The organism is Bifidobacterium sp. AGR2158, assembly GCF_000424225.1.
In the GTDB taxonomy this organism is placed as follows: domain Bacteria; phylum Actinomycetota; class Actinomycetes; order Actinomycetales; family Bifidobacteriaceae; genus Bifidobacterium; species Bifidobacterium anseris.
The window spans coordinates 132,182-157,141 of record NZ_AUJM01000011.1 but is presented as its reverse complement, the minus strand read 5'-3'; the positions used below and the strand labels follow the sequence as shown (position 1 = coordinate 157,141).

The 24,960-nt window shown below is 66.9% G+C and carries 22 protein-coding genes; 9 read left to right on the top strand and 13 right to left on the bottom strand.

The features are described from left to right. Positions 1 to 147: 147 nt before the first annotated feature. The 10 genes from purB to G606_RS0100980 form a co-directional block, all read right to left on the bottom strand. Positions 148 to 1,590 carry an adenylosuccinate lyase gene (gene purB / locus G606_RS0101025; protein ID WP_026644439.1) on the bottom strand — a complete coding sequence of 481 codons (1,443 nt, stop codon included), beginning with the start codon at positions 1,588 to 1,590 and terminating at the stop codon, positions 148 to 150. Positions 1,591 to 1,663: 73 nt separating this feature from the next. Next, positions 1,664 to 3,166, bottom strand: a complete 1,503-nt coding sequence (locus G606_RS0101020) for a GPI inositol-deacylase (protein ID WP_231371364.1) — start codon at positions 3,164 to 3,166, stop codon at positions 1,664 to 1,666. Beyond that, positions 3,163 to 3,534 carry a hypothetical protein gene (locus G606_RS0101015; RefSeq protein ID WP_026644437.1) on the bottom strand — a complete coding sequence of 124 codons (372 nt, stop codon included), beginning with the start codon at positions 3,532 to 3,534 and terminating at the stop codon, positions 3,163 to 3,165. Before G606_RS0101015 ends, G606_RS0101020 begins: the two co-directional genes overlap by 4 nt. 238 nt (positions 3,535 to 3,772) lie before the next feature. Next, complete coding sequence (locus G606_RS0101010) at positions 3,773 to 4,366, bottom strand: DUF6466 family protein (RefSeq protein WP_026644436.1); 594 nt, start codon at positions 4,364 to 4,366, stop codon at positions 3,773 to 3,775. Continuing rightward, the gene (locus G606_RS0101005; RefSeq protein WP_026644435.1) at positions 4,363 to 5,373 is read right to left on the bottom strand and encodes a vWA domain-containing protein; all 1,011 of its coding nucleotides are present in this window, start codon (positions 5,371 to 5,373) and stop codon (positions 4,363 to 4,365) included. The genes G606_RS0101010 and G606_RS0101005 overlap by 4 nt, the downstream gene beginning before the upstream one ends. Next, entirely contained in the window at positions 5,370 to 6,422 is a 1,053-nt protein-coding gene (locus tag G606_RS0101000) for a VWA domain-containing protein (RefSeq protein WP_034523464.1), read from the bottom strand. Before G606_RS0101000 ends, G606_RS0101005 begins: the two co-directional genes overlap by 4 nt. Before the next feature lie 2 nt (positions 6,423 to 6,424). Further along, the gene (locus tag G606_RS0100995; protein WP_051198293.1) at positions 6,425 to 6,958 is read right to left on the bottom strand and encodes a hypothetical protein; all 534 of its coding nucleotides are present in this window, start codon (positions 6,956 to 6,958) and stop codon (positions 6,425 to 6,427) included. Then, on the bottom strand, positions 6,955 to 7,926 hold the full coding sequence (locus G606_RS09370; protein WP_051198291.1) for a DUF58 domain-containing protein: 972 nt from the start codon (positions 7,924 to 7,926) through the stop codon (positions 6,955 to 6,957). The genes G606_RS0100995 and G606_RS09370 overlap by 4 nt, the downstream gene beginning before the upstream one ends. Next, positions 7,923 to 8,981, bottom strand: a complete 1,059-nt coding sequence (locus G606_RS0100985) for an AAA family ATPase (protein WP_026644432.1) — start codon at positions 8,979 to 8,981, stop codon at positions 7,923 to 7,925. Before G606_RS0100985 ends, G606_RS09370 begins: the two co-directional genes overlap by 4 nt. Positions 8,982 to 9,106: 125 nt before the next feature. Next, positions 9,107 to 9,808 (bottom strand): uracil-DNA glycosylase, encoded by a 702-nt coding sequence (locus G606_RS0100980; protein WP_026644431.1) that lies wholly within the window; start codon positions 9,806 to 9,808, stop codon positions 9,107 to 9,109. A gap of 144 nt (positions 9,809 to 9,952) precedes the next feature. On the opposite strand from G606_RS0100980, the gene G606_RS0100975 reads away from it, so the two are divergent. The 3 genes from G606_RS0100975 to groL all read left to right on the top strand — a co-directional run bounded on the left by G606_RS0100975 (position 9,953) and on the right by groL (position 12,996). Beyond that, positions 9,953 to 10,618 (top strand): LytR C-terminal domain-containing protein, encoded by a 666-nt coding sequence (locus G606_RS0100975; protein WP_026644430.1) that lies wholly within the window; start codon positions 9,953 to 9,955, stop codon positions 10,616 to 10,618. Positions 10,619 to 10,861: 243 nt separating this feature from the next. Beyond that, positions 10,862 to 11,071, top strand: coding sequence for a cold-shock protein (locus G606_RS0100970; protein WP_026644429.1), 210 nt, complete (start codon positions 10,862 to 10,864; stop codon positions 11,069 to 11,071). Between the two features lie 311 nt (positions 11,072 to 11,382). Next, entirely contained in the window at positions 11,383 to 12,996 is a 1,614-nt protein-coding gene (gene groL, locus G606_RS0100965; RefSeq protein WP_026644428.1) for a chaperonin GroEL, read from the top strand. 181 nt (positions 12,997 to 13,177) lie between these two features. Here groL and G606_RS0100960 read toward each other — a convergent pair whose 3' ends face one another. Further along, entirely contained in the window at positions 13,178 to 13,471 is a 294-nt protein-coding gene (locus G606_RS0100960) for a WXG100 family type VII secretion target (protein WP_026644427.1), read from the bottom strand. Positions 13,472 to 13,564: 93 nt separating this feature from the next. Here G606_RS0100960 and G606_RS09365 point away from each other — a divergent pair, with 93 nt between their 5' ends. From G606_RS09365 to G606_RS10615, 5 genes are all read left to right on the top strand, one after another. Further along, positions 13,565 to 14,554: a TPM domain-containing protein gene (locus G606_RS09365; protein WP_081663863.1), complete on the top strand. Its 990-nt coding sequence runs from the start codon at positions 13,565 to 13,567 to the stop codon at positions 14,552 to 14,554. 88 nt (positions 14,555 to 14,642) lie between these two features. Continuing rightward, the gene (locus G606_RS0100950; RefSeq protein ID WP_026644426.1) at positions 14,643 to 15,380 is read left to right on the top strand and encodes a response regulator transcription factor; all 738 of its coding nucleotides are present in this window, start codon (positions 14,643 to 14,645) and stop codon (positions 15,378 to 15,380) included. A gap of 37 nt (positions 15,381 to 15,417) precedes the next feature. Next, on the top strand, positions 15,418 to 17,382 hold the full coding sequence (locus tag G606_RS09360) for an ATP-binding protein (RefSeq protein WP_051198287.1): 1,965 nt from the start codon (positions 15,418 to 15,420) through the stop codon (positions 17,380 to 17,382). Between the two features lie 149 nt (positions 17,383 to 17,531). Next, positions 17,532 to 17,921: a cold-shock protein gene (locus tag G606_RS0100940; RefSeq protein ID WP_026644425.1), complete on the top strand. Its 390-nt coding sequence runs from the start codon at positions 17,532 to 17,534 to the stop codon at positions 17,919 to 17,921. 3 nt (positions 17,922 to 17,924) lie between these two features. Continuing rightward, positions 17,925 to 19,535, top strand: coding sequence for a DUF3027 domain-containing protein (locus tag G606_RS10615; RefSeq protein ID WP_051198285.1), 1,611 nt, complete (start codon positions 17,925 to 17,927; stop codon positions 19,533 to 19,535). 102 nt (positions 19,536 to 19,637) lie between these two features. Here the strand turns inward: G606_RS10615 and G606_RS0100930 are convergent, their stop codons facing one another. Then, complete coding sequence (locus G606_RS0100930) at positions 19,638 to 20,744, bottom strand: hypothetical protein (RefSeq protein ID WP_026644424.1); 1,107 nt, start codon at positions 20,742 to 20,744, stop codon at positions 19,638 to 19,640. Between the two features lie 102 nt (positions 20,745 to 20,846). After that, positions 20,847 to 21,824 carry a universal stress protein gene (locus G606_RS0100925; protein WP_034523301.1) on the bottom strand — a complete coding sequence of 326 codons (978 nt, stop codon included), beginning with the start codon at positions 21,822 to 21,824 and terminating at the stop codon, positions 20,847 to 20,849. 209 nt (positions 21,825 to 22,033) lie between these two features. On the opposite strand from G606_RS0100925, the gene G606_RS0100920 reads away from it, so the two are divergent. Continuing rightward, positions 22,034 to 24,583: an ATP-dependent Clp protease ATP-binding subunit gene (locus tag G606_RS0100920; protein WP_026644422.1), complete on the top strand. Its 2,550-nt coding sequence runs from the start codon at positions 22,034 to 22,036 to the stop codon at positions 24,581 to 24,583. Positions 24,584 to 24,960 lie beyond the last annotated feature (377 nt).

Here is a 24,960-nt window from a genome sequence, read left to right as displayed (position 1 = left end):
ACGGACATGGACAGGGGATGCACGGATGGGCGTGGGCGAATGGGCGCCGGCGAACAACGGACCGCCGTCCGGACGCCGTACGGATCATCGATGATTCGCGGGCGACCGGACGGCGGTCCGTTGTTCCGCAGTTGCAGGCGGCGATGGTCAGCGGTCGTAGTCAACGAGCTTCGAGGCGGCGCCCACGTAGGTCGCCGGCGTCAGCGCCTTGAGGCGCGCTGCACTCGCCTCGTCGAAGGCGAGCGAGTCGATGAAGGCCTCGACGTCCTGCTGGCCGATCTCATGGCCGCGCATCAGCTCCTTGACCTTCTCGTAGGGCTTCTCCATGCCGGGCAGGCCCGCGAGTTCGCAGGCGCGCATCGCCGTCTGGATCGGCTCGCCAAGCACCTCCCAGTTCTCGTCGAGCTCGCGCGCGATGACGGTCTCGTTCGGATGGATCGACTTGAGGCCGCCGAGCAGGTTGTTCAGCGCGAGCACTGAATAGCCGATCGCCGAGCCGATGTTGCGCTGCGTCGTCGAATCGGTCAGGTCGCGCTGCCAACGGGATTCGACGAGCGTCGCCGAAAGCGTGTCGAGCAGCGAGCATGAGATCTCGAAGTTCGCCTCGGCGTTCTCAAAGCGGATCGGATTGATCTTGTGCGGCATCGTCGACGATCCGGTCGCGCCCTTGACCGGCACCTGCGCGAACACGCCGCGCGAGATGTACATCCACACGTCGACGCACAGGTTGTGCATGATGCGGTTCGCATGGCTCATCGTGCCGTAGAGCTCCGCCTGCCAGTCGTGCGATTCGATCTGCGTCGTCAGCGGGTTCCATGTCAGGCCCATGCGGTCCTCGACGAAAACGCGCGAGACGTCGATCCAGTCAACGTCCGGGATTGCGGCCAGATGCGCGCCGAAGGTGCCGGTCGCGCCGTTGATCTTGCCGAGGTACTGCTGCGCGCGCACATGGTTGATCTGACGGTTGAGGCGGTAGACGTAGACGGCGAGTTCCTTGCCGAGCGTCGTCGGCGTGGCCGGCTGGCCGTGCGTCAGCGACAGCAGCGGCAGGTCCCTGAAACGCTCCGCCTGCTCGGCGAGCAGGTCGACGATCGCGTCGATGCCCGGCAGCCAGACGCGTTCGACGGCGTTCTTGACGCAGCGCGCCGTCGACAGGTTGTTGATGTCCTCCGACGTGCAGGCGAAGTGCACGAGCGTCTTGAGTCCCGTCAGCTGCGTCGGGTGGCCGAGGACGTCGGCCGCCTTGTCGAGCTGGTCGTCGATGTAGTATTCGACGGCCTTGACGTCATGGTGCGTGACGGCCTCGTGCGCCGCATGCTGGCGGATGCCCTCGGCGCCGAACTCCTCCGGGATCGCGCGCAGGAAGGCCTGCTCCTGCTCGGTCAGCGGCTCGACGCCGGGGACGATCGGCTTCCAGCCGTTGCCGGCGTAGCCGTTGGCGAGCATGATCATCCACTCGACCTCGACGCGCATGCGCTCGCGGTTGAGGGCGGGCTCGCTGAGATATTCGACGAGCTCGGCGGTCTGGGCATGGTAACGGCCATCAAGCGGCGTGAGCGCGATGGCGGGGGTGATGTCGGTAAGCTTCATGTCCTTCACTCTACGCAGAACCGTGAACGCGGCGGCCCCGGCGTCCCATCCATGAGACGCCGGGGTGTGGCGCTCACTTGTCTCCGTCGTCGCCGATGCGGCCGCGCCAGTACGTCGTGCCCTGATACTCGCCCGCGATCGTTCCGCGCAGATGCGCGTCGTGCCGTTCGAGCGCCGGCGAGCCGAGCTGCGCGGCGCTCGCGTACGCGGCCTCGTGGAAGGCGAGGTCGTGCGTCATCCGCAGCGGCCCGTCGGGAATGTCGACCGGACTCGAGACGAGCGGACGGTCGTCGTCGGCCTCGCTCAGCGAGCCGCGCACCGTCAGCCAGCGCTCGTGCTCCGGGTTCGCGGCGCCGTCGAGCGCGGCGACGAGCTCGTCGTCCATCTCGATGCTCGTCACCCACACGTCCTCGCCGATCGGATGGTTCGCGATCGGCGAGCCGGCGGTTACGATGTGCTCGATGGCGAACTCGTCGACGTAGTCGCTCGCGAGCGTCGCCGCGACGATGCCGCCTTGCGAATGCCCGATGAGCGCGACCGGCTCGCCGGCGTCGATGCCGGCGAGCCGCATCGCCTCGGCGACGAAGCGCGCGCTGTCCGCCCGCGCCCGTCGGGCCGCGTCGTCGCCCATGAGTTCGACGTTCTGCTCCCACCCGAACGGCGAATCCGGCTGCCCGTCGGTGCCGGGGATCGTCACGAGCCACGCGTTCGTGCCGTCTGCACGCGCATAGCGTGAGATCGCGATCGTCGCATAGGACAGCCCCGTGCGTGCACCGTCGCCGTTCGCCGCCCCGAGCCGGCGCAGGTCGTGCAGCGCCCCGGCCGTGCCGTCTACGTAGCCGACCGGCCGTTCGCCGGCGTTCAGCGACGTCCGCGTCACGATGAGACGATCGCCTTGCAGACGGTCGTTGATCGGCGCGCTGAGCGCCGCGATCCGTCCGGCCGCGCCGGCGACATGCCGACCGTCATCGCCAATCGCGGCCAGGCCGCCCATCTCATTCAACGCGTTGAGCCGCGTACCGATGCCGGCCATCAGCCCCTCCTGCATCCACGCGGTGGCGTGCGATGCGTGCGCGACGCCGAAGGAGCCTTCCGTGGCCTTCCCGTACGCCGCCCCGCCCAGACCCGTGCCGACGGCGACGGCCGTCATCGCCAACGGATTGATCGTCGTCAGCATCTGCACGACCTTCGAGGTCATCCATCGGTTGTCTGATTCGGCCGCGTTGTACAGGCCGTGGGCGCGCGCGACGAGGTCGGCGAGGCGTCCGCATTCGTCGCCGATGCGGCGCAGCATCGCGCCGACGTCGTTACAGGCGTCGACGGCGCGCGTGATGCGATGCGTCAGCGCGGCCGACATGGCGCCGCTTGTACCGGCCGCGTCGATCGCGGGCTGCCTGGCGAGCATGTCCATCTGCCGCGTCGACAACGCGAAGGCCGTGCGCGTCCATGCGGCGGCACAGGCCTTCAGCGCCGTCTGCGTCGCGTCGAGCCGCGCCCACGCCTCGAGGTAGGCACCGTCATCGGCGACGCTGAAGGAGCCACCGTGCACCGAGGAGGTCACTTGCCTGGTCATCATGCACCCGCCGTTCCCAGCAGCATCGCCGGCGCGAGCCCGGCCTGCGCACGCACGATGCGCGCCTGCGTGCCGGCTGAGCGGATGCGCTCGCGGTAGAGTTCGGCGGCCGTGCCGTGCCATCCGTCGATCCGTGCGGCGCCGAGCGCGCCGACGGCCTCGTCGATTGTCGTCGCGCATTCGTCTGCCATGCGTCGCATGAGCTGATGGCAGTCGGCCATGACGGCCTCGAGCATCGCCGTGCCGTCGTCGCGCAGCAGCGGCGCCATCGTCGTCGGCGGCATGAGCGCCGAAGCGCCGTCCAGTGGTCGTATCGGCCGGCGTCCGTGCATCGGTTCGGCCGTTCGCATCATGTCGTATGTCGTGTCCATGCCTCCATTGGACGCCGACGACGTCCGCCGTGTCCAGCCGAGCGGACCATTGTGACCGGAAGGCAGGCTCAGCCCCGAAATGTGGACGACACGACGTGTGGATAACATCCGCCTGTGTCCACACAGGATGTAGACAGGCCCTGCCGCGTCCACAATTTGCGGATGCGGCAGGGCCTGTGATTGATATGATTGATGCGATTTGATAGGCAGACGGAGGAGAGGGCGTCAACGGCGCCGCTCACCAGGGTTTGGCGTCCTGGCTGCCGGCGGTGCCTCCCTGCTGCGTGCGCTTGCCGTCCTGCGTCGACGTGGACGCGTCGCCCTCGGTCGGCTCGTTGTTCTTGAGCAGTTCCTCGAGCTTGCGCTGCTCCTGCTCGTCGAGCGCCGGGTCGGCGCCGCGCTCAGCGTTCTGGGTCGTTGTGCCGCCGGCGTCCTGCGACTGCTTGTCGCGCTCCTGCTGCGCGAGGCTCTCCTCGAGGCGTCCGGTCAGCGTCTTGGAGGTGCGCGCGTTGCGCTCGACGTTCGAGACGAGTTCGGGCAGCAGCGTCGCCTTCGCGTCCAGCAGCGCGTCGTAGCGGGCGTCGGTCTGCCGCTGCTGCGCGAGTAGCCGCTTGAAGTCGGCGTCGGGTTTGGCCGCCTCGTCGATCGTGCGCGTCAGCGTCGCCGTGGCGTCGATGTTCTCGGCGGTGGCGTGGACGTTCCACAACGACCAGACGGCGACGACGACGGCCGCGACGGCGACGACGAGCAGCACGATGCGCGCGGCGAGCGGCAGACGCCGCGGCCGTCGTGTCGACTTGGACGTCGCGTTGTTGGATGATGCCTTGCTCATTGCAGCAGCCTCCTCGACTGGCCGAACCATGCGCCGGCCTCCCACGCCATGACGGCGAGCAGCACGAGCACGACCGGCCAGACGACCGGCGTGACACGCACGCGTTCCTTGTCCGTCGTCGTCGCGCGCCACTGGCGCGACTCCTTCGTGATCGCAGACGAGGCGACGGTGCCGCCGTCCGTCGTGAACAGCGCGGAGCCGCTCAGTTCGTCGGCGATTGACTCGATCTGCCGCCTGTCCATGATCGAGACGCCCGGCTGTCCGGTCGACGGGTCGACGATCCATCCGCCTTCCTCGCCGTCGGCGGCCGGACGTGGCACCTTGCCGCCCGCCTCGGTGCCGACTCCGATGACACAGGCGTCGTCGAGGTAGCGGCGCAGCGACGAGAACGTGCGCCGCGACGTCGGGATCGTCTGCTCGCCGTCGGTGATCAGATACAGCACGATGCGGTCGTCGGGATGCGCGTCGCGGATCGACTTGAGCGTCAGCAGCAGCTGGTCGATCGCCGCGTCCGCCGACGATCCCGATGACGCGGTCGTCGCCTCGGTGTGCAGCGAGGACGCCCAATGGTCAATCGCCGCCGCGTCCGGCGTCAGCGGCACGTCGAGCGTGGCTGCCGAGCCGAAGCTGAGCGCCGCGAAGCTCGAGTTCGCGTAGCTCGCCGTGATGTCGTCGATCGCGGCCTTCGTCGCGTCGAGACGGCTGATGCCGCGCCGCTCGCCGTAGGTCGCGTCGGTCACGCCCATCGAGCCGGTGACGTCGGTCGCGATGACGACGTCGGTCGCGTTGACGGCGCGGCTCGTCGTCGTCGTCGCGATGCTCGGCGTCAGCGCGAGCACGGCGAGCAGCACGCAGATCACGACGCGCCTGATGCACATGCCAATCGTCTCGTCGCCCGGACGGCGCGCATGCAGCACAATGACGCCGACGGCGAGCGCGGCGAGCGCGGCCGCGAGGATCGACGCGGCGATCCAGCCGAGCGCGGGTGCGAAGGTGAATCCGTTCATCGTGCCAACCTCCATGCCACAAGCAGCCATGCGCCGGCGAGCACGGCGAGCGCGAGCGTCCACCAGCCCGGCGCGTCCGTCCATGCGGCGCGGCCGGCCTCCTCGACGTCCTTCGTGCGCCGCGCGTCGATCGAACGCACGAGCGCGTCGACCGAATCGCCGTTCGACTGCGTGAGGAAGACGCCGCCATGCTGTTCGATGAGCGTGCGCATCCGTGTCGTCGCCTCGTCGCCCTCGATTTGCGCAGGGCCGGAGAACAGGCCGTCGACGGCGATGTGCGCCTTCGACGTCATCGTGAGCGCCTCGTCGAGCGTGTAGGTGGGCGTGCCGGAGACGACGTTGTCGGTCGCCAGCACGATCGACGCGTCACGGCTCATGTCCGACGACGACTTGCCGTAGGAGAAGCCGGGCAGCATCGCCGCGCAGCTGACGAGGCCGTCGCCGATCAGGCTCGTCGCGTTCTTGCGGTTCTGCGTGCCGGCGAGCCAGTCGGAGACCTGCTGGTACTGCCTGTCGCTCATGCCGTCGATGTCGTCCTGCGACTCGACGCCCTTGAGCAGCGTGCTCGCCTCGTCGAGCTGGCGGCTGACCATCGCATAGTCGTCGGTGAGCGGGAACACAGTGCGTGACGTCGAATTGAAGATGCTCATGCCGATGCGTTCGCCGCGGAAACGCGTGACGAGCGAACGGTACGTGTCAATCACCTGACGGTCGTAGGGCAGCGCCGAGCCGGAGACGTCGAGGCACAGCACGATGTCGCGCGTCGCGCTGCGTTCGGCCTGCTCGTCCACCTGCGCCGGGCGCGCCGCGAACACGCAGGCGAGCATGAGCGCGAACGCGATGAGCGCGCCGGCCGCATGGTTGAGCCGGCGCCACAGGCGCAGCATGCGCGAGCCGCGTTCGGTGCCCAGACCGTCGTCGACGTCCCAGGCCACGGCGTCGGCCGGGTCGGCGCCGCCGCGCGCGTTGAGCCAGAAGGCGAGCGCGCCGATCGCGCACGCCGCGGCGAAGGCGATCGGGATCGCCCAGGGCCATTGCCAGTGCAGCATCGTCAGCGCCACCTTTCCACAAGATCGGACACCCAGCCGGCGGCCGTCGCCACCGACGCCTCACGCACGCTCGGATGGTCGTCGTCGGCGAATTCGGGAGGGTAGAGGGCGGCGATCGTCATGCGCAGCGCGTCCCAGTTGCCGGCGTCGCCGCCGCGCGGCTCGCGTTCGAGGTCATGCAGCGTGCGCGTGGCGAGCGGACGGCCCGAACGCGCCGACGCGAAGGCGCGCGCGATCGCGGCGAGGCGCGCATAGGCCTCGTCGGCCGTGGTCGCTTGTGCGTCGTAGTCGCGCACAACGGCGTCGATGCGCGCCAGCCACGCGCGCGTGTCGGAACCGTCGGCGTGCGCGCCGGTCTCGCGTCGTTTCGCGGACGCGCGGCGCGGCAGGAACGCGATCGCGACGCAGACGATCGCGACGGCGATCGCGACGCCGGCGCAGATCCACAGTTGCGGCGCGAGATCCGGGGCCGCGACCGGGCGCAGGTCGTCGGATTGGACGGCCAGCAGCAGCGTCGTCGGAACGGACGGGCTCATGTGGACACCTCCCTGTCGGCGCGATCGGTGCGCAGATGCGAGCGCGCGCCGGGCGTGCCCAGACGGCTCAGCGAGATCAGACGGACGAAATCATGGAACATTGCCTCGCTCGAATCGGCGTGGATGAGCCGCGCGCCGGAGCGCGACAGCTCCTGGCGCAGCGCCGAGACACGGTACGCGCGGTGCGTGGCGACCTCGTCGGCGAGCGCGCGACATGTCAGGAACGCCGGGACGCGCCGCCCGTTCGCGCCGTTTCTGACGCGAACGCCGCGCCGGCCGGGCACGGGCTCGGCGGCGAAGGGGTTGACGGTGGCGACATCGATGAGGACGAAGGGGTGCGTCTGCGCGATGCGACGGATGCGGCGCAGCTCGTCGTCGCCGACGGTGGCGTCGGACGTCGCCAGCACGACGAGCGCGTGGCGGTCGCGCAGACGGATCGCGTAGTCGAGCAGCGCGCCGAGGTTGCGCGGCTGCGTCCAGCGGCGGTCGATCGCTTCGTCGATCCTGCGTTCGAACTGCGCGAAGCCGCCGTGGAACGGCACGCGCGTGATGCGCGACGCGTCGCCCAGCACAAGGGAGACGTCGTCGCTGCGGCGCAGCGTCAGCGCCGCGAACATGCACAGCGCGTTCGCGGCGACGGCGTACGCGCGTTCGTCGGACGGGCACGTGGCCGTCATCTCGCGGCCGCCGTCCAGCAGCAGATGGACGCGGCTGGACGAGCGGCGCTCGCGTTGGACGACCATCGTGCGTCCGGAGCGTGCGCTGATCTTCCAGTCGATCTGACGCGCCTCGTCGCCGATCTCATAGGCGCGCACGTCGAGCAGGTCGTCGGTGCCGCCGCGCCGGGGCGAGCGGTGTTCGCCTTCGAGCACGCCGAGCGCGCGCGCGACGGTCGGCAGCGACATCGACGTGCCCAGGGCCTCGATGCGCCGGCGCACCGGGTCTTCGTGTCGGCGGGCGTCGATCATGGAACCGGGACCGCCCTGACGATCTGGTCGACGACCTGATCGGCGTCGACGCCGTCGGCGAGCGCCTCGAAGGTCAGCAGGATGCGGTGGCGCAGCACTTCGTGGGCGAAGCGTTTGAGGTCCTCGGGGATCACGTAGTCGCGGCCGGCCATCAGCGCCGAGGCCTGACCGATGCGCACGAGCGCGATCGAGGCGCGCGGCGAGGCGCCGAGGCGCACGAGCGACGAGAGTCCCTGGACCGGCTTCGGGCCGCCGCCGCGGGACGTGTCGGCGATGTCGACCGCGTATTTCATGATCGGGTCCGCGACGTGGACATGGCGCGCGGCGGTGCGCAGGAACTCGACGTCGGCGATCGAGACGACGTCCGGCGTCACGGCCGTCGGGTCGAGCGTGTCGGAGCCGCGGCGCGTGAGCATCGTGAGCATCGCGACCTCCTGCTCGGGCGTCGGATAGGTCATGACGGCCTTCATCATGAAGCGGTCCATCTGCGCCTCGGGCAGGTTGAAGGTGCCCTCCTCCTCGATCGGGTTCTGCGTGGCGATGACCATGAACGGCTTGGGCAGCGGGATGCGCTGGCCGCCGATCGTCGTGGCGCCCTCGGCCATCGCCTCGAGCATCGCCGACTGCGTCTTCGCGTTCGAACGGTTGATCTCGTCGAGGAGCACGAAGTTCGCGTGGATCGGGCCGATCTGCGTCGAGAAGCGCTGCGTTGAGAAGTCAAAGACCTGCGTGCCGACGAGGTCGGAGGGCATCAGGTCGGGCGTGCACTGCACGCGTTTGAAGGTGCCGGACACCGAGGTAGCGAGCGTCTGGGCGGCCGTCGTCTTCGCCAGTCCCGGCACTGATTCGATGAGGATGTGGCCTCCGGCGACGAGCGTCGTGATCAGCGATTCGCGCAGGTTGTCCTGACCGACGAGCGTGCCTGTGAAACGGTTGCGGATCCGGGCGACGAGCTGCTGCGCACGGGCCGCGTCCTGTGCGGACAGCGCCGGGGGTTTGGGTGCCGCCGGAGGGGCGGCTGGTGGCGTCTGTGGTTGCTGTTGGAACAAGGCCATGGCATGCACTCTTCTGTAGTACGGATAGATTCGAGAGCACATTGTACTTGTCATGCTTGAGCGCGGGCTGCGCTCGGCGTAACCGGGGCGGTTCGCTCAAGGCCCGGTCTGATGCCCCGCCCCGTTTACAGCGACCAGTCGACGGGGGAGGCGCCCATTGCCTCGAGCGCCGCGTTGGCGCGCGAGAACGGGCGTGAGCCGAAGAAGCCGCGCGAGGCGGACAGCGGGCTCGGATGCGCCGAGGCGATGATGAAGGCGTTCGTCAGCAGCGGCGCGAGCGTCTGCGCGTTGCGGCCCCACAGGATCGCGACGAGGGGCAGTGGCCGGCCCTGATCATCGACGCGGCCGTTGAGCGCCCTGACGGCCGCGTCGGTGACCGGCCGCCAGCCCTTGTCCTGATGGCTGTTCGGATGGTGCGCCTCGACGGTCAGGCTCCTGTTGAGCAGCATGACGCCCCGTCGCGTCCACGGGCTCAGGTCGCCGTTGCGCGGCGGCGGCACATGCAGGTCGTCCTGCAGTTCCTTATATATGTTGATCAGGCTCTTGGGCAGCGGACGCACGTCGGGCGCCACCGAGAAGCTCAGGCCGACCGGGTATCCAGGCGTCGGATACGGGTCCTGCCCGACGATGAGCACCTTGACCGCGTCGAAGGACGGTTCGCGGAACGCGCGCAGGATGTTGTGCGCGGCCGGCAGGATCTGCTTGCCTTCGGCGGCCTGCTCGTGCAGGAAGTCGCCCATGTGGTGGATCTGCTCTTCGACGGGGGCGAGGGCGAGCGCCCATTGCGGGTCGATCGATTCGTTCAGTGGTCTGCATGGTCTGCTCATGGTTCCAAGGCTACCGCGCGGCGCGGGCCGGCGGCGTTGCGGCGTGCCCAGTGCCTTCGTTATAGTGAGTTGCGGGAACGTCGTGCGCGCGCCTTGACGGCCGCGCCGGCCGCGCACACGCTCGTAAGACACGGAAGGACCATTATGGCTCGCAAGGACAGCGAAGGTTACGACTCCTACCCGAAGGACGCCTACGATGACCCGCCGCAGGGACCGGTCGGCGTGCACCGGGGCGCACGCTCCCTGGGTGTCAGGCTCACGCCGTTCGTCATCGTCATCATCGCCGCGGTCGCCGCCGGCGTGCTGTTCTGGAGCATCTTCTCCGGCGAGGCGGCGAACCTGCTGCGCGGACGCGTCTCGTCGTCGTCGATCTCAAGCGCGCAGGTCGCGCAGACGACGACGGCCGCCGCGCCGTCCGAGTCGTCGAGCGAATCGGCGTCGGCAAGCGAGTCGGCATCGCCCGCCGGATCGACGTCGCCCTCCGAGTCGGCGTCGCCGTCCGAATCCTCCGAGGCGCCGACGCCCGAGGAGTCGCAGCAGGTCAACAAGGCGGCGGCGATTAGCGTCGTCAACGGAACGACGCGGGAGGGCTACGCGTCCACCGAGGCGCAGAAGCTCGTCGCCGACGGATACCCGAACGCCACGCCGATGAATCCGGGCGATATGGCGTTGCCGGGGCAGACGGTCGTGTGGTACCAGAACGACGCCGATCTGGCCACGGCGCAGGCAGTCGCCTCCACGCTCGGCATCGCCACCATCGAGCAGGCGCCCGGCATCGGCGCGCCGATCGTCGTCGTGCTCATGCAGTGAGCATCCTGTGGCCCCATCGCTTCGCGGGTTCGCGTGTCTCAAAGGCGCGCGGACCCGCTTTTCTTTCGTTGCGGGGGCTCTCCGGGCGTCCATATGCGGCGCGCGGGTCGCGTCGTGGGGCATATGGGTGGCTACACTGGAATCGCGATCGCGGTCTGGCTCCCGATGATTGGGGACGTTTTAGGTCACGGGTCCTGCCGGTCGTGGTCATTTATGGTTTGGCTAAAGAAAGAATTAGGGAAAATGACACAGGGAACCGTCAAGTTCTTCAGTGCGGGCAAGGGATATGGTTTCATCACGACGGCGGAGGGAGGCGACGACGTCTTCGTCCACTATTCGGCGATTCAGTCGGATGGCTTCCGCACGCTGCGCGAAGGCGACGCCGTCGAGTTCGAACTGGAGGACACACCGAAGGGGCTTCGTGCGACGAAGGTATCGGTGATTCAGCGGTAGCGTCTCGCCGCAAGCCTCGTCCAAGGCCGGACCGCGACCCGCATGCGACTACCAGCGGGAAGGGTCCGGCCTTGTCGTATCCGCCGACGTCCGCCGCACGCGACGGCCGTGCGTGGTCGGATGGGAGCAGGGCTATTCTTGCCCACAGCGCAATGTGCAGCATGTCGGGTTGGCACTCAAGCGGTGAGAGTGCTAATCTGCCATGTAGCACTCGGGCGATGGGAGTGATCGCTGAAAGCTGACGGTCGGCGGCCGCTCCGATGTTCCGGGTGATGTCGTAATGACGTATCTATCCCATAGCGGAGGAACATATGGCAAAGATCATTGAATATGATGAGGAAGCGCGCCAGGGCATGCTGGCCGGTCTCGACAAGCTCGCGGACACCGTCAAGGTGACGCTGGGACCGAAGGGCCGCAACGTCGTGCTCGACAAGACCTACGGTGCGCCGACCATCACCAACGACGGCGTCTCCATCGCCAAGGAGATCGACCTCGAGGATCCGTTCGAGCGCATCGGCGCCGAGCTCGTCAAGGAAGTCGCGAAGAAGACCGATGACGTCGCAGGTGACGGCACGACGACCGCGACCGTGCTCGCCCAGTCGCTCGTGCATGAGGGCCTGAAGAACGTCGTCGCCGGCTCGAACCCGATCGCGCTGCGCCGCGGCATCGAGAAGGCCTCGGACGCCATCGTCAAGGAACTCGTCGCATCCGCCAAGCCGGTCGAGACGAAGGAGCAGATCGCTGCGACCGCGACGATCTCCGCCGCCGATCCCGAGGTCGGCGAGAAGATCGCCGAGGCGCTCGACAAGGTCGGCCAGGATGGCGTCGTGACCGTCGAGGACAACAACCGCTTCGGCCTCGACCTCGAGTTCACCGAGGGCATGCGCTTCGACAAGGGCTACATCTCTCCGTACTTCGTCACCAACGCCGAGGACCAGACCGCGGTCCTCGACGATCCGTACATCCTGCTCACGTCGAACAAGGTCTCCTCGCAGCAGGACGTCGTCCACATCGCTGAGCTCGTCATGAAGACCGGCAAGCCGCTGCTCATCGTGGCCGAGGACGTCGACGGCGAGGCGCTGCCGACCCTCATCCTCAACAACATCCGCGGCACCTTCAAGTCCTGCGCCGTCAAGGCACCGGGCTTCGGCGACCGCCGCAAGGCGATGCTGCAGGACATGGCCATCCTCACCGGCGGCCAGGTCGTCTCCGAGGAGATCGGCCTCAAGCTCGACTCGATCGACCTGTCCGTCTTCGGCACCGCGAAGAAGGTCATCGTCTCCAAGGACGAGACGACGATCGTCTCCGGCGGCGGCTCGAAGGAGGATGTCGAGGCTCGCGTCGCGCAGATCCGCGCCGAGATCGAGAACACCGACTCAGACTACGACCGTGAGAAGCTTCAGGAGCGTCTTGCCAAGCTCGCCGGCGGCGTCGCCGTCATCAAGGTGGGCGCCGCGACCGAGGTCGAGGCCAAGGAACGCAAGCATCGCATCGAGGACGCCGTGCGCAACGCGAAGGCCGCCATCGAAGAGGGCCTTGTGCCCGGCGGCGGCGTCGCGCTCGTGCAGGCCGCGGCGAAGGCCGAGAAGGACGTCAAGCTCGACGGCGACGAGGCCACCGGTGCCGCGATCGTCTTCAGCGGCGTCGAGGCCCCGCTCAAGCAGATCGCCGACAACGCCGGCCTGTCCGGCGACGTCGTGCTCGACAAGGTGCTGTCGCTGCCCGAGGGCGAAGGCTTCAACGCCGCGACCGACACCTACGAGAACCTGATGGCCGCCGGCGTCACCGACCCGGTCAAGGTCACCCGTTCCGCGCTGCAGAACGCCGCGTCGATCGCCGGCCTGTTCCTGACGACCGAGGCCGTCGTCGCGAACAAGCCGGAACCGGCTCCGGCCGCCGGCGCTGGCCAGGACATGGGCTACTGATCGATGCCTATGACACACCACCGCATGGCATGCCACTGACGGCGACGGATGCCGCCGTCTGACGGCTGTCTGATGAAGAGAGGTCCCGGTTTCCCGAGGGGGAAGCCGGGACCTCTCTCATGCGGACGTCGTCCGGACGTGCGTGGTCCGGCCGATCCGGGACGCGGCTGCCCGCGCCGTGTCAGCCGGCGGAGAAGAGCCGCGCCGCCGCATGCTCGGCGTCCGCGTACACCGTCGACGCCTGCGTGAGCGCCTGCTGGATCGCCTCGAGCGAGCGTTCCATCTGCTGCTGCGCGGCGCGCCATTGCGCGGCGAGCGCCGTGAACTGCGTCGCCGCGGCACCATGCCAGCAGTCCTGCAGCGCGTTGAGGTTCGCGTACATGCCGCCGACCGCCTGCCTGATCTGGGCGACCGACGAGCACACGGCGGCGCCCGACGCCTGGATGCGTTCCGAATCCACCTGATACTGGGGCATCTGCCTGTTCCTTTCTTCCGTTGTCTTGATGACCTGTTCCGCCGAGACGGAACGCCGGAGGGCATGTGACCGCCGACCGGTACTGTGGACTGTATGACAATGCGAATCGAGAACCAAGGCGCAACGACCCATGTGTACGGACGGTACCGTCGTCCACATTTCTCCCGCGGCGTGACGGCGCAGCTCGCACGCCGCTGCGCGGCCGTCGTGCTCGCCTTCGTCCTCGCCGTCACAGCCGGGGCGTCGCTCATGGCGCCGACCGCGTCCGCCGACGAGGCGACGCCGTCGCCGACGACGTCACAGTTGATGTCGCCGTCGACATCGCCGACCGATGAGACGACTGTCGATCCCAACAGCAGCTACATCCTCGACACGCAGAACCTGCTCGGCAATGACATCGCGAAGGTCTCCGACGCGATCACGCGCACACGCGAACGCACCGGTGTGCAGGTGCGCCTCATCTACGTCGACTCGTTCAACTCGACCGATTCGCCCGACGACTGGGCGCGCCAGACGCTGCGCTCGCTCGATCCGGCGCCGAACACCGTGCTGCTCGCCGTCGCGACGAACGACGGCAACCTCGCCGTCGTCGTCTCGCCCGGCTCGGACGAATGGCTCAGCAGCCAGAAGAGCGTCGACGCGCTCTCCGAGGCCGCCTCGGCGCCGCTCACCGGCGTCAAGGCCGGCGAAAGCCCCGACTGGGCGCGTTCGGCGATCGACATGATGGACGTCATCATCAAAGAGAAGGACACGTCGACGTCGAGTTCGGTGACGATGGTCGGCATCGCCGTCCTCATCGGTGTCGTCGCGCTCGCAGCCGTCGTCGTCGGCGTCGTCATCGTCGTGCGCCGCCGACGCGAGGTCGACGACGCCAAGGACGTCTCCGGCGAGGAGGAAGCGGTGCACGACGACGATGCGGACGCCGCCAAGACCGCCGACGATACGGCCGCCAAGAACACCGACGCCGCCGCCGGCGCTGCCGCATCGCCCGCCGCGTCCGCCGACGACGCCCCTACCAACGACACATCCGCCGCCGCAGCCGCCGCCCAGGTGGACGACCCGCATGCGAAATACAAGGGCTGAGTCGTCGCCGGCGCGCACGGATGCGACGAAACGGAACTCACAGCGGACATTCAGGAAACCTTCAGTCGGCGAGGTCATCATGAACGGTATGAACGCGAGCAAAGGTACTGAAGCAAAGATCGTCGTCGTCGACGACGAACCGTCCATCCGCGAACTCCTCGTCGCCTCGCTGCACTTCGCCGGCTACGAGGTTGAGACCGCTGCCTCGGGATCCGAGGCAATCGAGGTCATCGAACGCACGAAGCCGGATCTGGTCATCCTCGATGTCATGCTGCCGGACATCGACGGCTTCACCGTCACGCGCCGCATCCGCCAGGAAGGCATCGACGCGCCGGTCCTCTTCCTGACCGCGCGCGACGACACGCAGGACAAGGTCATGGGACTGACCGTCGGCGGCGACGACTATGTGACCAAGCCGTTCAGCCTCGAGGAGGTCGTCGCGCGCATTCGCGCGATCCTGCGCCGCACGCGCGAACACGTCGAGGACGACCCGATCATCCGCGTCGGCGACCTCGAGATCAACGAGGATTCGCACGACGTGACGCGCGCCGGCCAGCAGATCGAGCTGAGCCCGACCGAATACAAGCTGCTGCGCTACCTGATGGACAACGAGGGACGTGTGCTGTCGAAGGCGCAGATCCTCGACCATGTCTGGCAGTACGACTGGGGCGGCGACGCGGCGATCGTCGAATCGTACATCTCCTATCTGCGCAAGAAGGTCGACGACCTCGAGGTGACCGACGAGGACGGCACGAAGCACAAGGTGCAGCCGCTCATCGAGACCAAGCGCGGCATCGGCTACATGATCAGGGTTCCACGCAGCTGAGCGCGGCGACGGCAGGCAATCAGGGGAGGCACAGACGATGGGCAAGACCGGCACGGGCACGTCCTCGCGCGGCGAGGACGGCCCATTGGCGCATGTCTCGTTGAGTGCGAAGCTCGTCGCGTCGATCATCGTGCTGCTGTCGGTGGGCACTGTGTGCATCTCGCTGGCGATCACGCAGCTCGTGAGCAACTACATGATGCAGCGCACCGACAGCCAGCTGCTGCAGCAGGCGGAGCTCGTCTTCAAGAACACGGTGCTGCTCAACGACAAGGCGAACGCGTCGAACCCGATGATCAGCTACTACGTGCAGGCCTACGACGCGACCTCGCACACGTCGACGGTGCTGCTGCAGCCAGTGTACAAGGACGGCGTCGTCTCGCGCCCGCGGTTGCCCGAGAACGGCGACCTCGCCGGCCACGAACTCGCCAAGCCCTATACGACGCCGGCGATCGTCGACACGTCGAACGCGACGCGCACGCCCGACCATTCGACGATGACGATGGCCGAATATCCGTGGCGCGTAGTCGCGCTGCGCTGGATCAGCGAGGACGCGAACGGCATCCAGCATGACCGCGGCATCATCTACATCGGTCTGTCGCTCGGCAACCAGATCGACATGATCGACAATCTGACGAAGTTCTGCGTCATGGTGAGCATCGCCGTCGTCATGCTCGGCGGTGTCGTCAGTGCGCTACTCGTGCAACGCACGCTCGAACCGCTCAAACGCATCGAGAAGACGGCCGCGAAGATCGCCAACGGCGACCTCTCGCAGCGCATTCCCTCGGCGCCGGAGGGCACTGAGATCGGCTCGCTGGCGCGTTCGCTCAACCTCATGCTCGCGCAGATCGAACACAGCTTCCGCCAGCAGCAGGCGACGACCGACAAGATGAAACGATTCGTCTCCGACGCGAGCCACGAGCTGCGCACGCCGCTTGCCGCGATCCACGGCTACGCGGAGCTGTACAAGATGCAGCGCGGCGCCGGCGACCCGGCGGACGCGCTCGCACGCGCCGACGATTCGATCGACCATATCGAGGCGTCGAGCGCGCGCATGACGGTGCTCGTCGAGGATCTGCTGTCGCTTGCCAGGCTTGACGAAGGCCGCGGCATCTCGATCACGCAGCGCGTCGACCTCGGTGTCGTGCTCGCGGATTCGGCGAGCGACCTGCACGCGCTCGACCCGGAACGCCGGATCCGCACCGGCGTCGTCGGCCTCAATCTCAACGATCCCGCGCATCCGCGGCTGGCGATGACCGACGGGCCGCTGCCGAAGGTCACGATCATCGCCGACGGTGCACGGCTGCAGCAGGTCGTCACGAACATCGTCGGCAACATCCACCGCTACACGCCGCAGGATTCGCCGGTCGAACTCTCGCTCGGCGTCATCGGCGTGTCGATGGACGCGGAAGAACTGACGCAGCTGCCGCCCGATGACGAATCGATGGTGCGGGTGTTGCGCGCGGCCGCCGAATATGCGACGACGAACCGCGGCATGATGGTCGCCGTCGCGCGCTTCGCCGACCACGGCCCGGGTGTGCCCGCCGAGGCACGTCCGAGAATCTTCGAACGGTTCTACACCGCCGACCCGTCGCGTGCGCGCCTCAAAGGCGGCACCGGACTCGGCATGGCGATCGCGCAGTCGGTCATCAACGCGCATCAGGGCTTCATCTGTGCAGGCGAAAGCGACGGCGGCGGCCTGACGCTGACGCTCGTCCTGCCGCTCACGCACGGCGACGACACGACGTTGGAGGATGCGGCCGCCGCGGACACGGCGCATAAGGACGCCGCGCGCAAGGAATCTGCGCGTAAGGAATCTGCGCGTAAGAACACTGCGCGTAAGGACACTGCGCACAAGGAATCAACACGCAAGGATGCCGCACGTAAAGACACCGCGCGTCGCGGGCACGGCGAGTCCTCCGGCGCCGCTGCATCGCCGCAGCCTGCGGACGCCGGTGCGGAGCGGACGGACCGGCAGAGCAGAGGACGGCGCCGTCAGGGCTGAGCGGACGGGCGCGGAGTCAATGTGCGGCTATGCCGAGCGCAAGCGCTCGACGGATGCGCAGGCGGTGCGGTAGAATGAAGTTTTGGTAAGAACGCGGGGCCGCCCAACGGATGGCGGCAACAGGACAATCTGGTAAGTGAGAGGTGGACATGCCTAGCGGACGTGTACGTTGGTTCGATGCGAAGAAGGGATTTGGATTCATCACCGGCGATGATGGTTCGGACGTGTTCCTTCCCCAGACTTCGCTCCCTGCTGGGGTGAGCGAGCTGCGCAAAGGCGCCCGTGTCGAATACTCGGTCGTCGACGCCAGCCGCGGACCGGTCGCGATGAACGTGACGCCCGTCAAGGCGGCGCCGTCGCTCGTCAAGGCGACGCGCCCGAAGCCGGACGACATGGCCGCGATCGTCGAGGACCTCATCAAGCTCCTCGACAACGCCGGCAACCAGCTGCGCCGCCACCGCTACCCGTCGCAGACGGACAGCCGCAAGCTTGCGCAGCTGCTGCGCGCCGTTGCGGACAACTTCGACGTACAGGAATGAACGATGGCAGAAGAATTTGACCCGGAGGCGCTCGCGCGCGCCGTCGCGATCGACACGGCGCAGGATGCCGCCCATGTCGGCGACTTCGTGACGAGCGAGACGACCTCGGACGGCGTGACCGATTTCCGTTTCGTGGCGACGATGGTCGGCTACGAAGGCTGGCAGTGGTCGGTCACGTTGTTCCACGACGTCGAGGCAGACCGATGGACCGTCGACGAGGCGTCGCTGATCCCGACCGACAAGGCACTGCTGCCGCCGCCGTGGGTGCCGTGGAAGGATCGTCTCGAACCGTCGGACCTGTCGGTGACCGATTCGATCGGCACCGAGTCCGACGACGAACGGCTTGAGCCCGGCGTCACCGAGGAGACGGTCGCCGAAATCGAGTCGACGCATGGCGAAATCAATGAGGACGCGGTGAAGGATACGGCCGAGAACGCCGAATCAGCTGCCGAATCGGCGGCGGAAACGGTCACCGAGACGCGGCTCGACGACGCCGCGGCGGTCGCCGAGGGCGTCGAAACGGTGACCGAGGCCGCCGAGGGCGTCGAGAACGTCGCAAGCATCGACAACGCCGAGGATACCGAACATCGACATGTCGACGACGCGCACGGCGAGGACGGTTCGGCGACGACGCAGCAGGATCTGCATGACGTCATCGAGGAGTTCGATCTGTCGCGGCGTTCGGTGATGTCGGCGATCGGACGCGCGCAGACGGCGCAGCGTTGGTACGACGGCCCGCACGGACCGAAGTCGTTGTCGACGAAGACGGCGAACGGCAACGTGTGCTCGACATGTGGCTTCTTCATTCCGCTGCGCGGTGACCTGTCCGAGATGTTCGGCGTCTGCGCGAACCGGTGGAGTCCCGACGACGGCCGCGTCGTCTCGCTCGACCACGGCTGTGGCGAGCATTCGCAGATTGAACCGCCCGAGCCGAGCCGTCTGTGGATCCAGACGAAGCCCGCCTACGACGACGTGCACATCGACATCGTCGCGCAGAGTCCGCGTGAGGAACGCGGCGACGTCGAACTGATCGAAACGGTCGTCGACGCGAAGAAGCACGGTCATGAGGATGCGGCTGCGCAGACGGTTGCCGTCCTGCGCGACGAGGAACGCCGCGCCGCGCAGGACGCCGACGTGCCGATGCCCGACGCCGATACACCGCGTGAGGTCGCCGACGAGACGATTGTCGATGAGGACACGGCCACGACGGAGCAGCAGACGTCGGCGCAGCAGATCGTCGACGCGGCCGACGATATCGTCGCCGACGAGCAGCATGAGGTCGTCGCCGACGCGGACGATGCGGACACGATGGGCCACACGCAGATCGTCGCCGAACTGACGGGCGACGCCGAGCGTGAAGGCGAGGACTTCGACGACACGCTCAAGGCGAAGGTCGATGCACAGGACGCGGCTGCCGAGGAATCTGCCAAGGCGGAATCCACGGAAGAGGTCGAAGAAACCGAGGAATCACCAGAGGATCCCGTGCAGACGACGGAGGAGATCGCCGAGGCCGAAACCGCGGACGAAGTCGAACCCACGGAAGATGTCGTGGCTGCGGATGCTGATACGGCGGACGACGACACGGCCGAGCCGTATCAGGAGGCGCACGACTGACGCCCGGCAGTCTACAAGCACAGCTGACTCCATACGTGAAGCGGGGCGTGTGACGAACAGGATTCGTCACACGCCCCGCTTCAGTTGCGTATCAGGCACCCGTCAGCGGTCGGCCGTGGAGGCTGCGTCCGACTTCGCATTCGATTGTCTTGCCGACTGCGATTTCGTATGCGACGTCGTCGATTGGTCGGTGGAAGCGTCGGACGACGGCGACGACGACGCGCTCGGCGACGACGACGCGCTCGGTGACGACGGCGAGGACGGCGAGGAGGTCGCGCTCGGCGACGGCGAGGCGGACGACGACGCGCTCGCGCTTGGCGCCGGAGTCGGCGACGATTCCTCGGTGGCGGTCGGTGTCGGCGTCACGGCCGGCTCCTCGGTGACGGTCGCCGTCGGCTCCGGCGTCGTCGTCTCGGTGGAGGATGCGGCGTCGAGGCCGTCGATCGTGCCGCCGGTGATCGCCAGCAGCTCCTTCGCGATTGTGATGTAGACGTCGTGCAGCTCCTTCGACGTCTTCGCGTGCGCCTTGAGATCGTTGTCACGCGTCGTGATCGTGCACGCCGGGATCGCCGGCTCCTTGCCGGCGTCGTCCATCAGGACGTTCAGGCGGCGCAGGTCGGTTGAGTCAATCGTCGTCTTCGGGTCGTCGATGTACGACTTCGCCGAGCTGATCGCCATGTCCGCGAGCCGCTTCGCCTCGGACGCTTTCGCCGCCTCCGTCTGGCATGAGCTCATCGCCTGCGCGCGCGGCGTGCCGTTGATGTTGCCGTTCGCGTACAGGTAGCCGAAGGCCGCGCACAGCACGAGCACGCCGATGACGATTGTCAGCCACGGCAGCCGGTGGCGGCGTTCCGTTGAGCGGCGCAGCTCGTCATGGCCCTCATGATCTGGATGGTCGTCGCCATCCTTGTGCTTGGCGAGCGCCGACTTGTAGCCTTCGCTGTCGTCGCTGTCGTCATCGGCATCGTTGTCGCCGATATCGTTGTCATTGTCATCATCGTCGTCGCTGCCAGTGGCATGCGGCGCGAAGGACGGCGGCGAGGGCCGATTGAACTCGACGGTGTCGGTCGACGGTTCCTTCGTCGCGTCGTCCGCCGAGACCGACTCCTCGATCTCATGCGCCGACGTCGTGCCGCCGTCGTTCACATCGCCGTTCATCTCGTCATCGTTGTTCGCGTTCTCGTCCTGTGCATGCGTGTCGTTCGTCATCGTGTCCTCATCAGCCTTCCAAATCCACTTAGTCTATGCGCCGATGCGGCCGGATGCGCCGCGACGCTGAGCTCAGGGTGAACCGCGCCGCAAGTACATCGCTCAGTGCACGACGGTGACGTTGCATTCGGCCGAATTAATCACCTGCTTGGAGACCGAGCCGAGGAAATGCGCGTCCAATCCGTTCAGTCCGCGCGAGCCGACGACGACATGGCGCGCGTACCGCGACGCGCTGACGAGACCCTTGCCGGGGGAGATGTGGAACGCGTTCGGCGTCACGTCGAGCGACTTCGGCAGCTTCGTCGTGTCGATGAACTCCTCGAGGCGGTGCATCGCGTACTTCTGGGCGACTTCCATCGGTGCGACGCTCGTCTCGTATCCGGGCACGGTGCCCAGATCCTTGATCCTCCAGAAGAACATGACGTGCAGCGGCGCGTCGTTGAGCTTCGCGAGGCCGGCCGCGAACACGAGCGCGCGTCGCGACGTGTCCGAGCCGTCGACGCCGACGACGATCGGGCGCGCCGTGCGCGGGATCTCGACGTGCGGCGTCACGAAATGCACGTCCTGATCGTTCGGCGACAACGCGTTCGCGATCTGATCCTGCACGTCGATGTCCTCGTCCTGCGCGCTGCGGATGATCGTGACCGGGACGGTCGCCTCCTCGGCGAGCGACGAGGAGAGCGAGCCGAGCAGCCAGCGGGCGACACGGCTCATCGAACGGCGTCCGATGACGATCTGCTGCGCGTTCGCGCCGATCTCGAGCAGCGCCGTGCTCGCCGCCGCGCGGAACGACGTCAGTTTGATCTGCTCGTCGGCGAGATCCATGTCCTTCGACGCCGACTCCACCCAGACGTGCAGTTCGTCGGCGATGCGCTTGCGCAGCGCGTCCGCCTCCTCCTTGTTCGACGGTTCGGGACCCATGTCCCACGAATACGACCAGCCGTACACGGCGTTGACGCGCTGCCCGGAAAGCCGCGCCTGTTGCAGCGACCAGCGCAGCGCAGAGAACGATTCGGGGGAGCCGTCGACGCCGACGACGATGTCCCCGGAGGGATTGAGAGAATCGATGGTTGCGCTCATGCGTTGCTCCTTCGTTGGTAGATGGATGGGCCGCGTCGCCCATGCGGCGTCGGCCGTGTTCCCCGCCGCGCACGCTCCGGCGCACGGCTTCGCTCACCGTCTTCAAGCATAACGTAGTCGTCCGGCGGAGAAACTCGGACGACGTGGAAATAAACGTCATCAGAAATCTGTAGAGTGATGTGGAATTACCAAGTCATGGAAGGACAAGCATGTTCGAACGGTTTACCGACCGTGCGCGGCGCGTCATCGTGCTCGCGCAGGAAGAGGCTCGTGCCCTCCAGCACAACTATATCGGCACCGAGCATCTGCTGCTCGGCCTGATTCGTGAGGGAGAGGGCGTCGCCGCAAAGGCCCTGGAGGCCAAAGGCGTCACGCTCGAGGACACGCGCAAGCAGGTCGAAGAGATGATCGGCAAGGGCAATGCGGCGCCGAACGGCCACATACCCTTCACACCGCACGCCAAGCAGGTGCTGGAGCTTTCGCTGCGTGAGGCACTGCAGCTGGGGCACAGCTACATCGGCACCGAACACATCCTGCTCGGCCTCATCCGCGAGGGTGAAGGCGTGGGCACTCAGGTCCTCATCAAGATGGACGTGGACCTCGGGGAACTGCGCACCACGACGATCGACATGATCCGTGGCAATTCGAACGGTTCGGACGACAAGGGCGACATGGCGAACGCCGGCGGCGTGCAGGACAAGCGCGGCCAGAGCGGCTCCGCCATCCTCGACCAGTTCGGCCGCAACCTCACCGCCGAGGCGCAGGAAGGCAAGCTCGACCCGGTCATCGGACGCAGCAAGGAGATTGAGCGCGTCATGGTCGTGCTGTCGCGTCGCACGAAGAACAACCCGGTGCTCATCGGCGAGCCGGGCGTCGGCAAGACCGCCGTCGTCGAAGGGCTCGCGCAGAAGATCGTCGCGGGCGACGTTCCCGAGACGCTCAAGGACAAGCAGGTGTATTCGCTCGACCTTGGTTCGATGGTCGCAGGATCGCGCTACCGCGGCGATTTCGAGGAGCGCCTCAAGAAGGTGCTCAAGGAGATCAAGACGCGCGGCGACATCGTGCTGTTCATCGACGAGATCCACACGATCGTCGGCGCGGGCTCCGCGGACGGCGCACTTGGCGCATCCGATATGCTCAAGCCGATGCTCGCTCGTGGCGAACTGCAGACGATCGGCGCGACGACGACCGACGAATACCGCAAGTACATCGAAAAGGACGCGGCGCTCGAACGTCGTTTCCAGCCGATTCAGGTCGCCGAGCCGTCGATCGCCGAGACGATCGAGATCCTCAAGGGTCTGCGTGCGCGCTACGAGAACCATCACCACGTGACGATCACCGACGGCGCGTTGCAGTCGGCCGCGGAGCTCTCCGCGCGCTACATTCAGGACCGCAACCTGCCCGACAAGGCGATCGATCTGATCGACGAGGCCGGCGCGCGTCTGCGCATCAAGCGTCTGACGGCCCCGCCGGAGCTCAAGGAGCTCGACAACCGCATCGCGAAGATCGCCAAGGACAAGGACCAGGCGATCAAGGATCAGGAGTTCGAGAAGGCCGCCGAGCTTCGCGACAGCCAGGAGAAGCTGGAAAGCGAACGCAAGGAGAAGGAGAAGGCCTGGCGCGAAGGCGAATCCGACGTCCGCATGGTCGTCGACGAGGACGTCATCGCCGAGGTCATCTCGCAGAGCACCGGCATCCCGGTGTTCAAGCTCACGCAGGCGGAATCGAAGAAGCTCATGTCGATGGAATCGGAGCTCCACAAGCGCATCATCGGCCAGGACGAGGCGGTCTCCGCGCTGTCCCGTTCGATCCGTCGTACGCGTGTGGGACTCAAGGATCCGAAGCGTCCTGCAGGATCGTTCATCTTCGCCGGCCCGACCGGCGTGGGCAAGACCGAGCTCGCCAAGACGCTCGCGCAGTTCCTGTTCGACGATGAGGACGCGCTCATCCGCGTCGACATGTCGGAGTTCTCCGAGAAGTACGCGGCGTCGCGCCTCTTCGGCGCGCCTCCGGGATACGTCGGCTACGAGGAGGGCGGCGAGCTCACCGAGAAGGTGCGTCGCAAGCCGTTCTCGGTCGTGCTCTTCGACGAGATCGAAAAGGCGCATCCAGACATCTTCAACACGCTGCTGCAGGTGCTCGACGACGGCCATCTCACCGATGGTCAGGGACGCAAGGTCGATTTCAAGAACACGATCATCATCCTGACGACGAACCTCGGCACGCGTGACATCGCGAAAGCGGCGAACACCGGCTTCAACATGGGCAACAACACCGAGTCGAGCTACCAGCGGATGAAGGATCAGGTCTCGAACGAGCTCAAGCAGCAGTTCCGTCCCGAGTTCCTCAACCGTCTCGACGACATCATTGTGTTCCGCCAGCTCACCGAGCCGCAGGTGCGCCAGATCGTCGATCTGGACGTCAAGCAGCTCAACGATCGTCTCTTCGAGCGCCACATGGAGCTCGACCTGACGGACAAGGCGAAGGATCTGCTCGCGGAGAAGGGCTTCGATCCGCTGCTCGGTGCGCGTCCTCTGCGTCGCGTCATCCAGCGCGACATCGAGGACACGATCTCCGAGAAGATCCTGATGGGCGAGCTCAAGGACAACGAACGCGTGATCGTCGACGCCGAAGGCGACGGCATCCTCGGCGAGTTCACCTTCAAGGGCGAACCCTTCGAGCTGCCCGCGGCCGACGAGGGCGACGAGAGCAAGGACATCGTCGTTGAGGAGCCGCAGCCGGTTGGCGGCGCCGAATGATCTGCCGCTGACGGCCTTTGACCCTACGCGAAAGGGCGCGCACCACTCCGGTGCGCGCCCTTTCGCGTTTTTCCGGGCTGTAAAGGCGTGGCTCTTACGGGAAGTCGTTGTGCTTACGGGTAGCACGTCGTTCTTGCGGTACGTCATCCTTACGGGTCGTTGTACTTACAGGCAGCCTCACTCTTACGGGCGGCGTTGTTCTTACGGGCAGCGTCATTCTTACAGGCAGCACCTTGCACTTACGGGTGGCATCGTTTTATCGGCAGCACGTCACTCTTATAGGCGGCGTCGTTCTTACGGGCGGCACATCGTTCATGCTTACCGGATGCGCGGTCCCTTGCACAACGCGACGCCGCATGCAGGTCGGTTCGCCATGC

What these genes read in the sequence shown, in the direction of transcription:
- purB (WP_026644439.1), bottom strand. Translation starts at nt 1,590, where the DNA reads ATGAAGCTTACCGACATCACCCCCGCCATCGCGCTCACGCCGCTTGAT.
- G606_RS0101020 (WP_231371364.1), bottom strand. Translation starts at nt 3,166, where the DNA reads ATGATGACCAGGCAAGTGACCTCCTCGGTGCACGGTGGCTCCTTCAGC.
- G606_RS0101015 (WP_026644437.1), bottom strand. Translation starts at nt 3,534, where the DNA reads ATGGACACGACATACGACATGATGCGAACGGCCGAACCGATGCACGGA.
- G606_RS0101010 (WP_026644436.1), bottom strand. Translation starts at nt 4,366, where the DNA reads ATGAGCAAGGCATCATCCAACAACGCGACGTCCAAGTCGACACGACGG.
- G606_RS0101005 (WP_026644435.1), bottom strand. Translation starts at nt 5,373, where the DNA reads ATGAACGGATTCACCTTCGCACCCGCGCTCGGCTGGATCGCCGCGTCG.
- G606_RS0101000 (WP_034523464.1), bottom strand. Translation starts at nt 6,422, where the DNA reads ATGCTGCACTGGCAATGGCCCTGGGCGATCCCGATCGCCTTCGCCGCG.
- G606_RS0100995 (WP_051198293.1), bottom strand. Translation starts at nt 6,958, where the DNA reads ATGAGCCCGTCCGTTCCGACGACGCTGCTGCTGGCCGTCCAATCCGAC.
- G606_RS09370 (WP_051198291.1), bottom strand. Translation starts at nt 7,926, where the DNA reads ATGATCGACGCCCGCCGACACGAAGACCCGGTGCGCCGGCGCATCGAG.
- G606_RS0100985 (WP_026644432.1), bottom strand. Translation starts at nt 8,981, where the DNA reads ATGGCCTTGTTCCAACAGCAACCACAGACGCCACCAGCCGCCCCTCCG.
- G606_RS0100980 (WP_026644431.1), bottom strand. Translation starts at nt 9,808, where the DNA reads ATGAGCAGACCATGCAGACCACTGAACGAATCGATCGACCCGCAATGG.
- G606_RS0100975 (WP_026644430.1), top strand. Translation starts at nt 9,953, where the DNA reads ATGGCTCGCAAGGACAGCGAAGGTTACGACTCCTACCCGAAGGACGCC.
- G606_RS0100970 (WP_026644429.1), top strand. Translation starts at nt 10,862, where the DNA reads ATGACACAGGGAACCGTCAAGTTCTTCAGTGCGGGCAAGGGATATGGT.
- groL (WP_026644428.1), top strand. Translation starts at nt 11,383, where the DNA reads ATGGCAAAGATCATTGAATATGATGAGGAAGCGCGCCAGGGCATGCTG.
- G606_RS0100960 (WP_026644427.1), bottom strand. Translation starts at nt 13,471, where the DNA reads ATGCCCCAGTATCAGGTGGATTCGGAACGCATCCAGGCGTCGGGCGCC.
- G606_RS09365 (WP_081663863.1), top strand. Translation starts at nt 13,565, where the DNA reads ATGACAATGCGAATCGAGAACCAAGGCGCAACGACCCATGTGTACGGA.
- G606_RS0100950 (WP_026644426.1), top strand. Translation starts at nt 14,643, where the DNA reads ATGAACGCGAGCAAAGGTACTGAAGCAAAGATCGTCGTCGTCGACGAC.
- G606_RS09360 (WP_051198287.1), top strand. Translation starts at nt 15,418, where the DNA reads ATGGGCAAGACCGGCACGGGCACGTCCTCGCGCGGCGAGGACGGCCCA.
- G606_RS0100940 (WP_026644425.1), top strand. Translation starts at nt 17,532, where the DNA reads ATGCCTAGCGGACGTGTACGTTGGTTCGATGCGAAGAAGGGATTTGGA.
- G606_RS10615 (WP_051198285.1), top strand. Translation starts at nt 17,925, where the DNA reads ATGGCAGAAGAATTTGACCCGGAGGCGCTCGCGCGCGCCGTCGCGATC.
- G606_RS0100930 (WP_026644424.1), bottom strand. Translation starts at nt 20,744, where the DNA reads ATGACGAACGACACGCATGCACAGGACGAGAACGCGAACAACGATGAC.
- G606_RS0100925 (WP_034523301.1), bottom strand. Translation starts at nt 21,824, where the DNA reads ATGAGCGCAACCATCGATTCTCTCAATCCCTCCGGGGACATCGTCGTC.
- G606_RS0100920 (WP_026644422.1), top strand. Translation starts at nt 22,034, where the DNA reads ATGTTCGAACGGTTTACCGACCGTGCGCGGCGCGTCATCGTGCTCGCG.